We start from the raw sequence: 18,374 nt of genomic DNA, 5'->3' as shown, positions 1-18,374 counted from the left end.
AACCTGCGGCGCACGCGCAGCTTGCGCCGCAGGTTTTAGGGCTTTATATTTAATAACATTTTTTGAATTGTTGCCACTAACTGACGAAATTTGACAGGCTTAGCAACATAATCATTTGCTCCTGCTTCCAGACATTTTTGGCGATCGCTTGCCATAGCTAGAGCCGTCATCGCAATAATTGGAATATCCTGCAAACTTGGATCGAGACGAATTATCTCAATTGCCTTCAGTCCGTCCATTTCGGGCATTTGGATATCCATCAAAATCATATCGGGACAAAATTCCTTAGCAAAGGCGATCGCTTCCCGACCGTTCTTAGCAACGCAAACCCGATATTCTTTTGCCTCAAGGTAGGAAACCGTTGTCAAAATATTTGACTCATTATCTTCAGCCAACAGGATTAGTGGATGGACTTGAGGGTTAGTGGGAATATCTGACTGTATATTCATATCCATATCCATAGTCTGTTTGGTTGCAGGGGAAGATCCAAAATTATTCTCAAAGGGAAGATCGAAGGTAAAACAACTGCCCTTTCCCAAAATGCTATTTGCCTCTAACTTGCCATCATGTAGCTCTACGATTTGTTTGACAATTGCTAGTCCCAATCCCAGACCTTCATATCTACGACTGAGCGTACTATCTATTTGCATAAAGGGCTGAAATAGTTGGGAAAATTTCTCTAATTCAAAGCCAATACCTGTATCGATAATCGTAAATCTCAGCCAATTACTGAGATTGAGATTATTGACATAGGTACTGACCTCAAGACGAATAGAACCACTTTCAGGGGTGAATTTAATAGCATTGTCGAGGAGATTGAGTAAAACCTGTTGAATTCGGGTGCTGTCTATTACGATCGTCGATAGGCTTGGCTGAATGTTTAGTTCCAAGCTTAGATGTTTTTTAGCAGCCGATCGCTCAATTAGATCTAAACTGTTTTGGCAGAGATGATTAATGTCGGTTACCTCAAAATTCAGTTTGAGTCTTCCCGCTGCGATGTTTGTCAAATCGAGAATATCATCGATCAGCTTTAACAAATGAGAGCTACTGAGATCAATTGTTGTAAGAGCGATGATCTGTTGTGGATTGAGACTCCCAAATATTTCATCCTGCAATAGCTCGGTCATACCCAGAATGGCATTAAGCGGAGTACGGAGTTCGTGACTCATCAGCCCCAGAAACTCATCCTTCAATTGGTTAGCTTTGACAAGTTCGGTATTGGATTTCGCGAGTTCCAGTTGCGCTTGCTTAAGTTCGGTGATATCGCGGACTATTTTGGAAAAGCCGATAATCTCTCCATTTTTGTCAAATAAAGGTGAAATTGTCGCTGAAATATCACTATAGGAACCATCTTTACAAATGCGGACTGTTTCAAAATGTTCGACCCTTTCTCCTTTTTTAAGTCGGGCGAGTATGAGTTTCTCTTCTTCTAAGCGATCGGGTGGGAAAAGCATAGAAATGGGCTTGCCGATCGCTTCCGATTGCGAATAGCCGAATATATTCTCGGCAGACTGATTCCAGCTAGTAATAATTCCCTCTGAGGTCTTCGTAATAATTGCATCATTACTTGACTCCACCACTGAAGCCAAAAGTCGAGAAGATTCTTCCTTTAGCCTTAACTCAAATTGGTCGATGACCAATCGACTGAGAGATTCTAATTGCTTGATTTGGGTATGGGTTAATTCGTGCGGCTGGCGATCGATCACGCATAAAGTCCCCAAAGTATAATTATCTGGTGTTGTTAATGGGGCTCCAGCATAAAATCGAATATAGGGCTCTTGCGCTACGAGCGGATTATCCGAAAAACGCGGATCCTTGGAGGCATCTGGAACAATCAAAAGGGCATTTTCGGAAACCGCATGACCGCAAAAGGAAATATCGCGAGGAGTCTGCGTAACATCGAGTCCAATATGAGATTTAAACCACTGACGATCTTTATCGACTAAGGAGATTAAGGCGATCGGCGTTCCGCAAATGTCTGCTGCAAGTTGGGTCAGGTCATCATAGACCTGCTCGGTTAAGGTGTCGAGAATTTTGTACCGATCTAGCGCCACTAAACGTTCGCTTTCATTTTGTGGAATTTCTGGTATCTTCATGTAATTCCAAAATTTGTTTGAGAATAATAAAAATTCGCCAAAGTAATTAGTAAAAAGTAGCTTTTAAAATTATCTTTTTAGTTCGGCTTTACTAAATAAATATGCAAAATTAGAAACTAGATTTAAGTTCTGGGTGTCATCCTGATACCCATCTAAAGGCTTTGGGTTTTTATACTTAATTGAAATTCACTTTTTAAGAAAGAATTTTTTTAGTCAATCAAGGTTTTTTAATAACAGCTCTAGTTTATAAGTTAAATTTGGTAGTTAAGTTAATTCCTTCATTGTTATTAACATAGTTATTAACATATAATGCAGAATATAATGCAAGAGAAATATTGTTGATTTATAAAACCTAGATATCCAATGAAATCTGGATCATTTGCAGGTTTAATAGGGATTTTTCTCAAAATATAGCAATTTTAAATGAGTTGTGAGACCCTACGATTTCGCTCAGCCAAAGTATCCCGATGGCTGAGCACAGTCGTAGCCCTAATTTGCTCATACATGATTTGGGACTGCTATATTTTTAGCTTTAGGTTTAATTATTTCTTGCTCAGACTTTATTGCTGTATGTAATAGGATATAAACCCCAAGAATTGACTAGCGGCGCAAAGCGCCGCTAGTCAATTCTTGGGGTTTGATTTGCCCTAAATCAAGTGGCTGTAGCTATAAATAACCTCATCCAATTATTACTAAGATAATCCCTTAAAGCTAAGAAATATTGCGCTGTTTTTGGGCTTTAAGGGATTATCTTGATAAGAAAAATAGTCGTCTTTCTTAATCTGGCTTGTGGTGTTTATACCAATGATTGGCAATATCGATACGGCGGCAGAGCCAGACTCGTTCGTGTTTCTGCACATAGTCGAGAAATTTTGCCAAAGCAGCCGCTCTGCCAGGTCGTCCGACTAATCGGCAATGCAAACCGATGCTCATCATTTTAGGTGATGTTTCTCCTTCCGCATAGAGAACATCAAAGGCCTCGCGCAAATAAGTAAAAAACTGGTCTCCTGAATTAAATCCTTGGGGCGTAGCGAAGCGCATATCATTATTGTCAAGGGTATAGGGAATGACCAGATGTGGCTTGCCATATTCATAATTCCAATAGGGAAGATCATCGGCATAGCTATCAGAATCATAGAGGAATCCACCTTCTTCCACGACCAACCTTCTTGTATGCGGACTAGTCCGCCCCGTATACCAACCGCGAGGACGCTCACCTGTAACTTGTGTATGGATAGCGATCGCCTTTTGCAGATGTTCGCGTTCTTGTTCTGCTGAAAAATATTTGTAATCAATCCATCGATAGCCATGGCTGGCAATTTCCCAATCGGCTTCAAGCATTGCTGCTACGGCTTCAGGATTGCGAGTGAGAGCCATCGCGATCCCATAGATCGTGACAGGGATATTGCGATCGCAAAACATGCGATATAAGCGCCAAAAACCCGCTCGACTTCCATATTCATAGCAGGATTCCATATTCATATGCCGTAGTCCTTGCAGAGGGATCGCACCGACAATTTCAGAGAGAAAAGTCTCCGAACTACTATCGCCATGAAGGATACAGGTTTCTCCTCCCTCTTCGTAATTAATAACAAACTGGACGGCAATAAGGGCATTATCTTTCCATTTTGGATCGGGAACAAACCTCCCGTAGCCGATCATATCTCTTGGATAGTTCATGGGTGATTGGTGATGGGGAATTGGTGATTGGTGATGGGGAATTGCTAATCGCTAATTGCTAATCGCTAATTGCTAATTGCTAATTGCTAATCGCTAATCGCTAATTGCTAATCGCTAAAATCAACCGCCATCTGGCAATCTCGATAATTTCGGCGATCGCTTGTTTTTTTTCGGTATCTAAATTATTTTGGAGCCTTTCCATAAAATTCATCAGAATCGTGTCTTTAGTATGGTTGCGGACGGCAATAATATAGGGGAAATTAAATTTTTCTTTGTAGGATTGATTGAGTTGTTGAAAGCGATCGTATTCTTCTATTGATAGGCGATCTAATCCAATAGTGGACTGTTCTTGTACGGAAGCATCTGCCATTTTTACCTTACTCCCAAGATCGGGATGGGCGCATATGAGCTGTAACTTTTCGGTATCGGTCATTTTCATCACGATCGCTGCCATAGTTTGATGCAGGTTCTCGATATCTGCAAAGGGACGAGCCTGCCATGTGGTAGTGGCGATTGCTGGGGTATGTTCAAAAATACTGCCGAGGGCTTCGGTGAATTCGTCTTGGCTCATTTGGTTGAGCCTGTCGAGGGTATAGATTAATGGCAAACTCAATGTAAAGGTCCCCCGCTAATAATTTTGGCGATCGCTGTGGTGACATCTAGGGGATTTTCTTGGGCAAGTTGTTCGTACCACTTTTGCGTAGCTGCGGGATCTTTACCATGGATCGTTTCAGCGCGATTGCGGGCTTTGTTCACGATTTCGGTAGTGCGCGTTTTGCGTTCAGCTTCGTATCGGGTTAAGGCATCAACTACACTCACATTCGTAGATACGAGATAATTTGTCAATACCAACCCATCTTCCATCGCTTGACATCCACCCTGACCGAGATCGGGACAGGTAGCATGGGCGGCATCACCAAGGAGAGCCACTCGTCCTTGCACCATTTTGGATATAGGTCCTACATCATGAATTTCCACGCGGGCAACGGTGGCGGGATCGAGGCGATCGATCAGTAACTGTACGGGTTCCGCCCATCCTTGAAAGTAGGCTTTCAACTCAGTTTGATAGTTTGCGCGATCGCTCGTCGTTCCCTTAGCTAGGGGCACATCAAAAAAGAAATAGAAGCGATCGCCTGCTACGGGCATCATGGAAGCCCTCTTATGTTCTCCCACGTAAATCGCCCACATATCCGCAGGTGCAAGATCTTCGCTGATAGGAACCAATCCATTCCAATTCACATAGCCGCCATACTGGGGACTAACCCTTTCCTTGAGAATATATTCTCTGAGAATAGAATGTACGCCATCAGCAGCTACTAGTACATCGCCTGTAGCCGTACTTCCATCCTCAAACTTTGCCGTCACATTGCGATCGCTTTCCACAACCTCGATACATTTTGCCCCAAGGGTGACTTTGCTTCCTAAGGATTCAAAGGATTCTAGTAACATATTTTGTAAATCGCGCCGCGCGACTGGATAGGGGCGCTGTCCAACCGATGCGATGAGGGGGGCAAGGGAGATCTCGTTAAGCAAGTTTCCCGATAGATGGCGATATTCCATGCGGTTCATCTGTCCGCCGATCTCCGCTATTTTTTCCCCTAGTCCCAATCTGTTTAAGACCTTGACTCCATTTGACCAGAGAGATATTCCCGCACCAATGGGACGGAGATCGCGAACGCGATCATAGATTTCCACTTCATAACCCGCCTGCCGCAGGGCAATTCCTGCCGTGAGTCCACCAATACCCGCACCAATTACTATTGCCTTTAAGCCGTACATTGCAATAAACCCACATTTTGTATACAGTATACACGAACGATACACGAACGTTTTTTGATGCGTTCGCACATCTTAAATAAATATCGGCTGGATAACTGTGCTTAGAATTGCGTTTCTGCCTTTGCACACATCTTGTATAGCTACAGTCACTTGAATGAGGACAAATCAAACCCCCAAGAATTGAGTGGCGGCGCGAAGCGCCGCCACTCAATTCTTGGGGGTTATGTCCTAATACACTTGGCGACAGCTATAAGTAGCTAGGCAAGTAAACTTAAAACCTAGAAGAGCGTACCGCCCGCGCAGCGGGCGGTACGCTCTTCTAGGTTTGGGTGGCTATACCCAGATATAGGTTGTGAAACCCCTATATTGTTGTGTTCCATGCGATCGCAGATGCAGATAAGATTGTGAAGTTCTTCAGCGATCGATAGCGATCAAGTATTGTATGGATTTTAAAAGTATTATTCGCGATATTCCCGATTTTCCTCAAAAAGGTATCATTTTTAGAGATATCACGCCTTTACTAGCCCATCCTCAAGGTTTAACAGCAATTATTCAAGGATTTCAAACTAAATTTGCCGAATTAAATATTGACATCGATGCGGTGATTGGGATTGAGTCGAGGGGATTTATCCTCGGCGCACCACTAGCGATGCAATTAGGGGCAAGCTTTATCCCAGTTCGCAAGCCTAAAAAATTACCATCAGCCGTATTTCGCGTTGAATATGCGCTGGAATATGGAACCGATACGCTAGAGATTCATCAAGATGCGATCGGGGTGGGAAAACGAGTAATCATCATTGATGATGTGATCGCCACAGGGGGAACGGCAGCGGCTACCGCTAAATTGGTCGAGCAAACTGGAGCGAAATTGGTAGGTTATGGATTTTTAATTGAGTTGGATTTCCTTAATGGCAGAAAGGCTTTGCCAGAGGTTCCAATTGTTTCTTTAGTTAATTATTAAGTAGTTCGGCATAATTAAAAAACAAAACCTAGAAGAGCATACCGCCCGCGCAGAGGACGGTATGCTCTTCTAGGTTTTATAGCTGTCGTCAACTGTATCAGGAAACCCCAAAAGAGGGTTGCCGCGCTCCGCGCGGCAACCCTCTTGTGGGGTTTCATACCAAGTTAAGAAATGGCTACGCCATTTCTTAACTTGGTATGAGGCTTTAACAATTAAGCCAAGCGGGAATCAATTGCCATGCATGATTCAGCGATTTATCTAGAGATTTATAGTTAGGCTCAAACTTGCTCACCAACTTCCAAAACCGATCCGAATGATTCATATGGACGGTGTGGCAAAGCTCGTGGATCAGCACATACTCCACGACATTCGCTTCGAGAAAAAGTAACTTGTAGTTGAGACTAATATTGCGATCGCGAGAACAGCTCCCCCATAGAGTTTTTTGATTGCGCACAGCGGTAGTTCGATAGGGCAACTCAAGACGAAGACTGGTTTTGCGCAACCACCGAAATAGATGATTTTCTGCCTTTTTCATCAACCATTGCTTCAGAAAAAATTTGCAAGCTTCGACATCCGTAATATTGCCATTGACCACTAACTTTAACTCAGTTCTCTTTTCTTGGATGGCGATCGCCCCCGATTTAGTAAAGGTCGGAGAATATTCAATCTGCCATTCCTCACCCAGCGATCGCAAATTGATCCTGTCAGGCAATTGATGGGGCGATTGAGATTGAAAGAAGGCTTCGCGCTGATCGAGTTTGAGTTGATTGCGGGCAATCCAATCTTTTTTTTTCTGAATCAGTTCGGGAATGTTCTGGCGATCGTAATCTGCGGGGATCACCACCTCTAAGCCAGCTTCTACCGAGAGAGAAAGGCGCACTGATTTGGCGCGATCGCTTACCCGCACCGTATAGGTTGGTAAATTATTATTACCCGAAGGTAAAAAACCAGATGCCATAGGGTTAATCGTTAACTTTAATCTTGGAGTAGAATCGTGCCAACAAAGCGAGCATTTAGGCGATCGCGTTCGCGATGGGCATTGCTCCGATTACTATAGGTGCGTACCTGAATGTAAGACTTCCCTTTAAAAATAGTCACAAAAGCATCAGGAGCCAGTTCCCGTACCTGCGCTAAGGTATTTGCATTGGCATTCGGAACGAGAACACGATAGATAGTCGTACCCGTTCCTGTCGTGGGCTTTGATTGGTTGGAAATAGGAACAGAATTAGTGGGTAGCGATCCCGTCGAGTTTGCGGTCGTATTTGTATTTGTATTTGTAGATGCGGTAGGAGAAGCAATCAAAGATGCCCCAATTACTTGAGCACCTAGTCCCTGCCCCCGCAGCTTTGCCGCGATCGCATTGGCACTCTGTTGGCTCGATAGGGGCGCAGCTAAAATGACCGAACGATTATTAAAAGTCGCCAGTAAAGTACTCTTTCCTGATAAAGATTGTACCTGTTGCATTTCCAGATTTGGATCTTTGCTCATCTCCACTAAAATCACGGCAGCCTGTAAGTTAGCAGGAACATCATTGACCTTAGCGGAAAAAGAATGAATTACCGCATCAAGCCCTAACTCTCGCAGTTGATTTGCCCGAAACGTAGAAGACTGAGCATTATCAAATCCACCAAAGAAGGTCATGGAAGTATTGAGATAGCTGCAAGGGGCCGCGGCAATGGCAAGAAATTCGGGTAACTGGGGCAATTGGTTGGCAGCACGATCCAATATGACTACATAGCGGCGATTGGTTAGCTGCGGACAGGTTTGCGTACCTATAGGCTGAGCGATCGCTGTAGAGCCACCAAAATTATCACTGAAGGTAAAACCAGCCAGACAAAAGGTGCTTACGATGCAGATCGCCCCTGTCCAACTCCCTTTAGTAGAAATTCCCAAGGATTTCATATTGATAGACCTATTCCCTCTAACACAGTGATTTTGCTCATCTACAATCACCAATTTGTCATCAATAACTGAGATATACCACTATATGTTGCGAATTGTCATAACTATGCCAAACTTTTCGGTCTTGGATTACTGTTAATTTATTATCAAACAAGATGTTACTGTCTTTCCACGCATTCAATAATCGTTTTTGTGAGGCTTTGACCAAAAATAACCATTCTTGAATGGCAAGGCAGCAGTCATCGGTAATCGACGGTAATCGACATTGAGAGGGGGAGCTAATTGCTAGGTTTTAAATTTCATTCTGAATTTTCATTCTGAATTTTCATTCTGGCTTGTTATACATAGACGCACTGACAATGGAGCCAAGATCTTGGCAAATCAAGAACATATAACACAATTGCAACAAGGGGTAAGTTGCTGGAATACATGGCGATCGCAAGAGCATCGCTTGCAAATCGATCTTGTAGAAGCGAATCTTGCCTATGCTGAAGTAAGCAAAGCCAACTTCAGCGGTGCTGACCTGAGCTTAGCAAATTTGGGCGGTTCTAACCTAGTTGGGGCAAATCTGCGCGAAGCTAATCTAACTCTAGCTAATCTGAGCGGATCGAACCTCAGTTTGGCGACATTCCAAGATGTTACCCTCTGCATGACCAATCTTAGCGGCACGAACTTAAGTCTGGCAAACCTCAGTACGGTCAACCTCAGTCTAGCTAATCTGAGTGGGGCAAATTTGAGTGGAGCAGTTTTACGTAATGCCAATTTGATGGGGGTAAATTTGAGTGGGGCAGACTTAACTAATGCCGATCTGACCGATGCCAATCTGAGTGGGGCAAATCTTAATGGGGCAAATTTAAGTCATGCCCAACTATGTGATACGGAGCTAAGTGGGGCAAATCTCAGTGGAGCAAATTTAACTAGGGCAAACCTGAGTGGGGCAGTTTTACGAAAAACTAACTTTAATGGGGCAAGACTGAAAGAAGCCGACCTGAGCAATACCGATCTTCATGCAGTCAAGCTGGATGGTGCGATTTTGGAAAACGTCAAACATTAATGGCAGAAGGCTCGCAAAGCGAGCCTTCTGGTAAACTAGCCTGCCCAGATTGTCTCTAAAACGATGAGGGGATCGACAGCCTTGAGTGACTGTCCCGCACTTGCCTGTACGTATTTGATCCGTTTTTCGGCGATCGGTAGAGATTTACCCGCAGGCGTATTGGCTCCTAAAATAGCGACTAAAGCCGTACCCACAGCAACGCCTAGCTGCATCGCATCACCCTCCGCACAGATAAATAAATTGGCTGAGGCAATAAAAGCAGTCAGCTTGCCAATATCCGTAGGGCTCGTAATTAAAAGGTTAGGAACTAGGGTGGTTAACTGCTTTAGGAGAGCGGCATTGTTAACGCTATCGATCGCCACAATGGGCAAATTTGGCTGTTTGGCTTGAAGATCCTTGGCGATTGTTGCCCAGCTTGCCGCAGGATAATTAGCGTAAGCACCACAATTGAGCAAAATGAAGCCACTTTGTTGAATGCCTAGACGCTTTTGTTCGTTAGTTGACCAGTCCAAATCATTTTTGGGGAGATTAACTTTAATGGGCGGACAGTGTTTTTGGATATTTACTGCCATCAACAAGTTATGGTTTTGGACTGCGGTGTATTCCTGCGGATCCATAGCAATAATATCCGTAAGCAAAAAGTCACCCTGACCTTTGAAGGAAATCCGTTTAGGGATACCGCTCAACCATAACAGGACGTTCATGGATAAATTAGGCTGAGTAACGATCGCGGCATCATATTCGCGATCGCGGATTGTCCCAAGCAAATTACCAAAATCAGCCAGAGAGTTACGATCTTTAAAGTCAAACTTGAGCACTCGGTTGACAGATTGGCAAACGCGATAAGCTGCCATTGCCCGTGGCTCTACTACCACATCAATCTCGGCATTGGGATACTGCTGCTTGAGGGTATCCAATGTCGGGAAAAACAGTAACTGATCGCCAGTCCCACCTGGAACCAAGGCCAGTATTCGCATCATATTTATACATCTCTAGACGAAGACCGTAAGTAATATTACTTTGTTTTTGAGGGTTGATACAGATAGCATTAATACAAGAAAAAATTTCACCCAGTTACTTACAGCGCTTCGCGCTCAAACCCAAACCAAGGAAATTTTTGAAAGCGTTGAGAAGCAACGCTTTCAAAAATTTCCTTGTGGTTCGTTTGGTGGTTCGTTTGGTGGTTCGTTTGGTGGTTCGTTTGGTGGTTCGTTTGATCGATGATTACTGTAAATAACGTCAGTTCGCGTTAAGTTGGCAAATTTTCAAAGCTCAAAAGTAAAAGCCTTGCTACGCAAGGCTTTTACTTTTGAGCTTTGAGAAAGGATTTGTGTAGCAAACCCTTTCTCAAAGCCCGTTTCAAATTATCCCGAACTCACGTTATATAGCTGCCGTCAACTGTATCAGGACATAAACCCCAAAAGAGGGTTGCCGCGCGGAGCGCGGCAACCCTCTTTTGGGGTTTAATTTTGTCCTAACAAGACTGGCGGCAGCTATACCAATTCACGAAAGTGCGGCAACACTTTTGGGAATTAAAAGCCAAACCCAGTAAGGATTTTCAAAGTTCAAAATTGCTACGCCATTTTGAACTTTGGTATTAAATATAAAAATCGGGAATGGGAATTTGATGGTTAAGCGCCCAATCCCCGATCGCCTTAATTTTATATTCCACGGGATCGTGCAGCGTAAAAGTCCGCAAATTTCGCCAATAGCGGTCAAATCCATATTTAGCCGCGGTCGATCTCGCGCCCATCACCTCAAAAATACGGCTAGTTACGTCTAAGCCGACCTTGTGGGCTGCAACCTTGGCTGTCGCGATCGCGATCGCTGTTTCGCCCCTTTCGCCCGCCGTGAGATCCCATTCCCTTTCCCATGCAGCTTGTAAGGCTAATCCTGCGCGATCGACAAGAGCCTCCGTAGCTTGCAGATCTACCCACATATCACCATATTTTTCGAGGATATAGGGATCTTGGGTCGCCCTAGCTACCCCTGAATTGAGGAATGATCGAGTTTCGGTTTGGGTATATTCCCTCGCCGAGGCAAAAGCGCCGATCGCGATGCCTAAATAGATATTGGCAAGATTTAATTGTGTCAAACAAGCACGAATCGTTTTAAAAGGGCGATCGTTTTGACGGCGATCGCCAAAGGTTTCTTGGGGAAATACTTCCACTTGATCGAAACTGATGCTACCGCTATCGGTCTGACGCTGTCCAATATTGTCCCAATCATCGTGAATAGTTACGCCTTCGCGTTTGGTCGGAATCGCTAAAACTATTAACTCAGAGGTCTCTCGATCTACAGCTGTGATGGGTAAAATATCAGAATCTTTGGAACCCGAACAGAAACTCTTAATGCCATTTAATCGCCAGATATCACCATCTCTGGTTAGGGTCGATCGCCGATCTAGGGGATTGAGTGCATTACACCAAAACCAATTATGGCTGATCGTTTCGGTGTAGAATTTTTCCTTCTGTTCCTCAGAGCCGAATATATGCGGAATCGTTACGCCGAGGTGATGGTAGGAGTAGACATGGGCGATCGCACTGTCAACCTTGGCAAACTCACGACTGATTTTAAATATTTCATCCCAAGGTAATCCCCAACCACCATAAATTTTGGGAACCGCAATTTTTAGCAAACCGCATTCTCGGATGCGATCGCGTTCTTGCTTTGGCGTACCGCCAGCCTTATCGCGATCGGATGCGGTGGCGGCAAATTCGGCGACCAAAGTCGAAACTGTCTCTCGATAGTTGAGGCAACTCATAACTGGCAAGCGCTATAGTAATTCGCTAACCATTGTATTTCCAAAACTACTAGGACAAATCAAAACCCTAAAGATGAATGGCGGCGCTTCCCGCCGTCATTCATCTTTAGGGTTTTATATTCCAAGCAAGCCTTACGCTGCTATCGCAGTTTTAAAAGGATGGGCGCTGTGAAGCAAGGTTCTTAACTATCTAGCGCTGCCAAATATTGCGCTATTTAGCAGTATCTATAACAGCTTCTCTCGGATTTACAATAAATAATCGCAATTGTATTAAACCCCATCACAAACCAAGGAAATAATGTGGAAATTTAGCGTGCTTCATCCATCTAAAAACTTTAATTTCAGCTAAAACAATAAAATCTAGAAAACAAACATAAAACAAGTATAAAACTATAAAAAAGCTATATGGTTGTCCTAAATGAATCGTATACAAGGGCAATTTGCGAATTGTTTTTGTATAAATAGCTCTAGAAAACATCTTTTTTAATGATTCGAGATTGCCAACTAAAATCACGGAAAGATTTAAGATTGCCAACTAAAATTGCTGAATGATGTAGTAATAGAAATATTTATCAATAATTTCATGCTTTAAGGTGATGTGTATTGTTCTGTCCTGTATTAAACCTAGACTCTAGATTTTAAAATACTTTAGAGGGATTAATCAAGAGCAATCGATTATTCTGTTTGACAGCAAGTAAAGAAATGATTTAGATTATAAATGGGGGATAAGTAACCAAATAAATGATAAACAACTAAACATTAAAAAGCTGAATATTAAAAAGCTAAATGAACTTAGAAGTAAATATTCTGAATCTCTTGGATTTGAAAGTCATTACAAATTGTTTCAGTTCACGCTCAAAGAAATTATTTGTAAAACCGTAGCTATGTTGATTTATGTTTCTCTTCTATTTTCTGGTCTGTTTTCTGGAATTAGTTGTCTAAAACTCGCTTTATTTTCTTCTTGCTATAAGAATCCATCATCTTTTTAAGCAGGTGTTAACTTTTACTTTAATCAATACACATATTTATCATGCATTCAAAAACCCCTATTCCAGCCAATGAGGTAGAGCGTTTAGCTGCTTTACAAAGGTACAATATTCTCGATACGCTTCCAGAGGAAACCTATGATGAGCTAACATCTCTTGCTGCGTATATTTGTGGTACTCCCATTGCGCTTATCAGCTTAGTTGATGCTAATCGCCAATGGTTTAAGTCCAAAATTGGGATAGAAACTTCGGAAACTTCAAGAGATCTTGCCTTCTGCGCTCATGCAATTCTCCAATCTACTCCCTTGGTCGTACCCAATACCCATGAGGACGAACGATTTGCGAATAATCCTTTAGTAGTAGATGAACCAAATATTCAATTCTATGCGGGAACTCCCTTAGTAACTCCCGATGGTTTTGCATTGGGAACACTTTGCGTCATTGATCGCACTCCCAAAAATCTCAGCACAGAGCAGCTTAAAGCATTACAAACCCTAGGTAGGGAGGTAATTACTCAATTAGAATTACGCAAACATGTCTCTACTCTGAGCGAAAATATCATAGAAAGACAGAAGGTAGAAGAGTCTCTACGAGAAAGCAATCAACAACTTCAACAAACCGTAGCAGAATTAAAAAATACACAGGCCCAACTTATTCATTCGGAAAAGATGTCTAGCCTAGGGCAACTAGTTGCAGGTATTGCCCATGAAATGAATAATCCCATCAACTTTATATGCGGTAATATCGGGTATATTCACGCTCAATTGCTAGAAATACTAGAGCTTCTAAAACTCTATCAGGATGAGTCAGATCCTAGCGACAAGATTAAAACCAAAGTCAAAGAGATAGACTTGGAATTCCTTGTTGGAGATCTACCAAATACTCTGTCTTCAGTTAAAAAAGGTGCAGAACGCATCAATCAAATAGTATTGTCCTTGCGTAACTTCTCTCGTTTGGATGAAGCTAAAAAGAAAGAATCTGATTTGCATGAAGGGCTTGATAATACGCTTTTACTTTTACAGCATCGCCTTAAGCATATCCATATTAAGCGTGAATATGACGATTTACCGATGTTAGATTGTAATGCGTCGCAGCTTAACCAAGTTTTTATGTCTATCATTACTAATGCCATTGATGCTGTAGAGGGGGTAATGCAGGAGCGATCGCCAGAAATTACTATTCGCACCGAGTTAAGCGATCGCGCGATCGCAGTCAAGGTTATTGATAATGGCGTAGGTATTAACCAAGAAGTTCAAAATTCTATTTTCGATCCGTTTTTTACAACCAAGCCCGTCGGGAAGGGTGTGGGTTTAGGACTGTCTGTTAGTTACAACATCGTTCGGGAGCATGGGGGAGAACTTCAGGTTGTCCCAAGAGAGGTCGGGACTGAATGCATCATTAAACTTCCCATATCTCCCATATCTCATGATTAGCCTGAAGGTAAGTAGTTTTGGCTTAGCTACTTAGTCATATAACGCTTTACGCTCAAATCCAAATCAAGAAACTTGTTAAAAGTGTTGCAAAGCAACACTTTTAACAAGTTTCTTGTGGTTCTTTTGATCGAAAAAAGCTACGAAGAGAAGGTTGGCATAATTAAAAACCAGAGTCAAAAGCTGTAGCGCACGCTGCGCGTGCGCTACAGCTTTTGGGGTTTTATATTTAATTGCGCCTAGATACTTAGTAAGGTTTTTCAAGTTAAGAAATGGCGTAGCCATTTCTTAACTTGGTATTATCTATGCAGTAGCTGCTCTTTGTAGACGCTGCAAGGCAATCCCTTTACGGTGGAGCAGTACAAGGGTTGGCAGAATCTCTGGCCCATGCAGATCACCCGTAAGGGCAGCCCGCAACGACTTCATGACAACGCCTTTCTTCACCCCTTGAGACTTAGTGACGGTCTTGATTGCTTCACCCGCAAGGTCAACATCCAGTTCAGAAGTTTCTTGGAGCGCTTCGATAAGTGCGGTGATGATCCCCGCGATCGCATCACCTTGGAGGGTTGCTTTTGCCTCATCGGTGTATTCTTCAAACTCAGTGAAGAAAAACTTGCTGATGGTGGCGGCATCGGTCAAGACCGTCAAACTTGGTGCAATCAGCTTGGTCAAGTCGAGGAGCCATTGACGATCAACGGATGTAAGGTCGTAGCCAGCTTCCTGAAGAAATGGAGTCAAGCGATCGCAAACATCTTCAATGGGTAATGAGTGTAAATATTGGCTATTAATCCAATTCAGTTTATCCCAATCAAATTTTGCCCCAGCTTTATTAACGCGATCGAAACTGAAAATCTGGGCTGCCTCTTGGATGCTAAATAACTCCTTACCGTCGGAAGGCGACCAACCAAGTAACGCCATATAGTTATTAAAGGCTTCGGGAATATAGCCCATATTCCGAAATTCCCAAACTGAAGTTGCGCCATCCCGTTTAGAAATTTTTGCCCCTTGTTGGTTCAGAATGAGGGGTGTATGTCCGAACTGGGGTGCTTTCGCGCCTAGGGCTTCATAGATCAAAATCTGTTTGGCTGTATTAGCGATATGATCTTCCCCTCGAATTACTTGGGTGATTTCCATATCAATGTCATCGACCACCACCGCAAAGTTATACAGCGGCAAGCCAATATTGCCTTGATCATCAACACGGGCAATAACCATATCACCGCCGAGATCACTACTATTCCAAGACACTGTGCCGCGCACGAGGTCATGCCATGTGATATGGCGTGGTTCCTCAATCACGAAGCGTACTACAGGACGACGACCTTCGGCTTCAAAGGCTTGACGTTGTTCGTCGGTGAGGTGGCGATGGCGATTATCGTAGCGGGGGGCTTGCTTATTGGCTTTTTGGGTTTCCCGCATTGCTTCTAACTCTGCTTCGGTACAGTAACAGAAGTAAGCTTTTTTCTCGGCTAGTAATTTGTGGACTGCGGCAATATAGCGATCGCTCCGTTGTGTTTGAAAAAATGGTCCTTCATCAAAATCAATCCCCAACCATGCTAATCCTTCCAAGATATTTTGGGTATATTGATCCTTAGACCGCTCGCGATCGGTATCTTCGATCCTCAGGATAAATGTCCCTTGATGGTGACGGGCATACAGCCAGTTGAATACAGCCGTGCGGGCAGTGCCTATGTGCAGATTACCCGTGGGGCTTGGTGCAATGCGAACTCGAACAGACATGAATTTCCAAACATTATAAAATCCGATTATCCTTCATAACATGTTCCCGTGACTATGAAAACACTTCGCACTGGTTTATACCAATTCACGAAAGTGTTGCCACAGTTTTGTGAATTAAAAACTAAACCTCGTAAGGGTTTTCAAGTTAAGAAATGGCGTAGCCATTTCTTAACTTGGTATTAGATAGGGTAAATGTGAATTTAGAATCTTGACAAATAATTTATAAGCTTATGAAAAAAACATCCTCAAAAAATGTTGATGCTTCAGAAGGAGCTATCTACATGCGGGAATTTCCCCAATCTTTTAAATTTGTAAGGCATTTCTCCGCAGTTCGATGGTTTGTGAAGCTAGCAAAAAGTAAGTCTCCCTTATTTTTTCTCATTGGCATAGCATTTTGGATATTTTGTGCCGAGGTAATAGTTATGTTCTTTTTTATGGCTATACCAAAACTCTCTGAGATTGAGGAAGCCTTACTTGATGGCGCTTTACTGTCGATCCTCGTCGCCCCAGCCCTTTATTACTTTATTTACAGCCCCTTACGGACTGAGAATCGAAAAAGAGAATTAATTGAAAAAGAATTACGACAATTATCAGAACAGTTAAAGTTAAAAACTCAACAACTTGAGGAATATAGCCAGATTTTAGAACTAAAGGTAGCCGAACGCACTCAAGAACTAAATAGTAAAAATAGTCATTTACAAGAAATATTAGAGGAACTTCGTAGCACTCAACTACAGATGGTACAGAGTGAAAAAATGTCTTCTTTAGGTCAACTGGTAGCAGGGATAGCCCATGAAATTAATAATCCTGTTAATTTTATTCACGGCAATCTTTCCCATGTCGATCGCTATAGCAAGGACTTACTGAGATTAGTCCAAGTCTATCAATCCCATTATCCCAATCCACCTAAAAATATACTATCTATCCTAGATGATCTGGAACTTGATTTTCTCAGTGAGGATTTAGGAAAAATTCTGCAATCAATGCAATCAGGTACGAATCGTATCAGACAAATTGTCGTATCGCTTCGGAATTTCTCTTGGCTGGATCGATCTGAATTCATGGCAGTCGATCTCCATGAATGTATCGACAATACGTTAAATATTTTGGATCATAAATTGAGAGGGATAGCGGATTCTGAAAATATTGAAGTGATCAAAGATTATGGGGAATTACCTCTAGTGGAGTGCTATCCAAGTAAAATCAATCAAGTATTCATGAATCTACTATCAAATGCAATCTATATTCTGGAAGAATCTGTACAGGTTCATGGGAGGCAGTCTTGTAGAATTTGGATTACAACTCAAGTAGTGAATGATGATTGGGTACAGATTGCGATCGCCGACAATGGTATTGGAATACCTGAAGATTTACAAGCTCGAATTTTCGATCCTTTCTTCACGACTAAACCCGTTGGTAAAGGTACTGGTTTAGGCTTATCAATTAGTTACCAAATCGTAACAGAGAGACACAAAGGCTCAATGCGCTGTGAATCAAGCATAGGAGAAGGAACTATATTTGCGATCGATCTCCCCATTCGGCAAATTAGTGATTGACGTATCTGCGCCACTTGCTGAGCGGGTGGTACGCTCTTCTGGGTTTGGTTTTTTAATTATGCTGAACTACTTAGGGCTTGCTGAAAAAGAGACTAAGCGGAAAGGAGTGTGCAAAGAGGAAGGGGATAATACTTTGACTGTCTACTAGGAAATTGCCAAGAAAAAGAATTAAAGTTAAAGAGCGGTTTCCGCGAAGGAAGAACAAAGAGTTGCCAGCAAAACAAAACCAAGAAAACCGAAAAACAATCCGCTTGAGCAGGGCTTCCAAATTCATCACCAAGAAAGTGATAGCGATCGCTGTTTCCGAAGTATTTGCTAACTTGGTCATGACACGATTTAAACTGAACCGTCGTTTAGCCTGTCCAAACTTACCTTCAATTCGATTGCGAACCTTAGCATCTTCGAGAGTTTGCTTGCGAATAGTCG

The 18,374-nt window shown here is 42.7% G+C and carries 14 protein-coding genes; 4 read left to right on the top strand and 10 right to left on the bottom strand.

The annotated features are described in order from the left end of the window. Positions 1–35: 35 nt before the first annotated feature. The 4 genes from PSE7429_RS01520 to hpxO all read right to left on the bottom strand — a co-directional run bounded on the left by PSE7429_RS01520 (position 36) and on the right by hpxO (position 5,555). Positions 36–2,096: a PAS domain S-box protein gene (locus PSE7429_RS01520; RefSeq protein WP_009625271.1), complete on the bottom strand. Its 2,061-nt coding sequence runs from the start codon at positions 2,094–2,096 to the stop codon at positions 36–38. Positions 2,097–2,873: 777 nt separating this feature from the next. After that, positions 2,874–3,776, bottom strand: coding sequence for an allantoinase PuuE (gene puuE, locus PSE7429_RS01515; protein ID WP_009625270.1), 903 nt, complete (start codon positions 3,774–3,776; stop codon positions 2,874–2,876). A 100-nt stretch (positions 3,777–3,876) separates the two neighbouring features. Further along, a complete protein-coding gene (uraD, locus tag PSE7429_RS01510; RefSeq protein WP_009625269.1) occupies positions 3,877–4,347 on the bottom strand; it encodes a 2-oxo-4-hydroxy-4-carboxy-5-ureidoimidazoline decarboxylase in 471 nt (156 codons plus the stop codon). Positions 4,348–4,385: 38 nt separating this feature from the next. Then, entirely contained in the window at positions 4,386–5,555 is a 1,170-nt protein-coding gene (gene hpxO, locus PSE7429_RS01505) for an FAD-dependent urate hydroxylase HpxO (protein ID WP_009625268.1), read from the bottom strand. 442 nt (positions 5,556–5,997) lie between these two features. Here hpxO and PSE7429_RS01500 point away from each other — a divergent pair, with 442 nt between their 5' ends. Further along, complete coding sequence (locus PSE7429_RS01500; protein ID WP_009625267.1) at positions 5,998–6,516, top strand: adenine phosphoribosyltransferase; 519 nt, start codon at positions 5,998–6,000, stop codon at positions 6,514–6,516. A gap of 205 nt (positions 6,517–6,721) precedes the next feature. Here the strand turns inward: PSE7429_RS01500 and PSE7429_RS01495 are convergent, their stop codons facing one another. Together PSE7429_RS01495 and PSE7429_RS01490 are read right to left on the bottom strand one after the other, a co-directional pair. Next, the gene (locus PSE7429_RS01495) at positions 6,722–7,474 is read right to left on the bottom strand and encodes a M48 family metallopeptidase (protein ID WP_009625266.1); all 753 of its coding nucleotides are present in this window, start codon (positions 7,472–7,474) and stop codon (positions 6,722–6,724) included. A gap of 17 nt (positions 7,475–7,491) precedes the next feature. Further along, positions 7,492–8,418 carry a hypothetical protein gene (locus tag PSE7429_RS01490; RefSeq protein ID WP_009625265.1) on the bottom strand — a complete coding sequence of 309 codons (927 nt, stop codon included), beginning with the start codon at positions 8,416–8,418 and terminating at the stop codon, positions 7,492–7,494. A gap of 373 nt (positions 8,419–8,791) precedes the next feature. Here PSE7429_RS01490 and PSE7429_RS01485 point away from each other — a divergent pair, with 373 nt between their 5' ends. After that, positions 8,792–9,472: a pentapeptide repeat-containing protein gene (locus PSE7429_RS01485; protein WP_009625264.1), complete on the top strand. Its 681-nt coding sequence runs from the start codon at positions 8,792–8,794 to the stop codon at positions 9,470–9,472. Between the two features lie 35 nt (positions 9,473–9,507). On the opposite strand, the gene PSE7429_RS01480 is transcribed toward PSE7429_RS01485, so the two are convergent. Both PSE7429_RS01480 and PSE7429_RS01470 read right to left on the bottom strand, forming a co-directional pair. After that, positions 9,508–10,452, bottom strand: a complete 945-nt coding sequence (locus tag PSE7429_RS01480) for a glycosyltransferase family 9 protein (RefSeq protein ID WP_009625263.1) — start codon at positions 10,450–10,452, stop codon at positions 9,508–9,510. 617 nt (positions 10,453–11,069) lie between these two features. After that, positions 11,070–12,236 (bottom strand): acyl-CoA dehydrogenase family protein, encoded by a 1,167-nt coding sequence (locus PSE7429_RS01470; RefSeq protein WP_009625262.1) that lies wholly within the window; start codon positions 12,234–12,236, stop codon positions 11,070–11,072. A 1,030-nt stretch (positions 12,237–13,266) separates the two neighbouring features. Between PSE7429_RS01470 and PSE7429_RS01460 the strand changes: the two genes are divergently transcribed. Further along, positions 13,267–14,655 (top strand): ATP-binding protein, encoded by a 1,389-nt coding sequence (locus PSE7429_RS01460; protein ID WP_009625261.1) that lies wholly within the window; start codon positions 13,267–13,269, stop codon positions 14,653–14,655. 300 nt (positions 14,656–14,955) lie between these two features. On the opposite strand, the gene gltX is transcribed toward PSE7429_RS01460, so the two are convergent. After that, a complete protein-coding gene (gene gltX / locus PSE7429_RS01450; RefSeq protein WP_009625259.1) occupies positions 14,956–16,392 on the bottom strand; it encodes a glutamate--tRNA ligase in 1,437 nt (478 codons plus the stop codon). 230 nt (positions 16,393–16,622) lie between these two features. Between gltX and PSE7429_RS01445 the strand changes: the two genes are divergently transcribed. Continuing rightward, positions 16,623–17,948, top strand: coding sequence for a sensor histidine kinase (locus tag PSE7429_RS01445; RefSeq protein ID WP_100228863.1), 1,326 nt, complete (start codon positions 16,623–16,625; stop codon positions 17,946–17,948). 70 nt (positions 17,949–18,018) lie between these two features. Here the strand turns inward: PSE7429_RS01445 and PSE7429_RS26995 are convergent. Then, positions 18,019–18,374 (bottom strand): transposase (locus PSE7429_RS26995; RefSeq protein ID WP_009625257.1); only part of this gene is annotated, 356 nt, incomplete at its 5' end.

The organism is Pseudanabaena biceps PCC 7429 (assembly GCF_000332215.1).
Taxonomy (GTDB): domain Bacteria; phylum Cyanobacteriota; class Cyanobacteriia; order Pseudanabaenales; family Pseudanabaenaceae; genus Pseudanabaena; species Pseudanabaena biceps.
The sequence above is the reverse complement of the archived record's forward strand: the minus strand, read 5'-3'. Positions and strand labels throughout refer to the sequence as shown.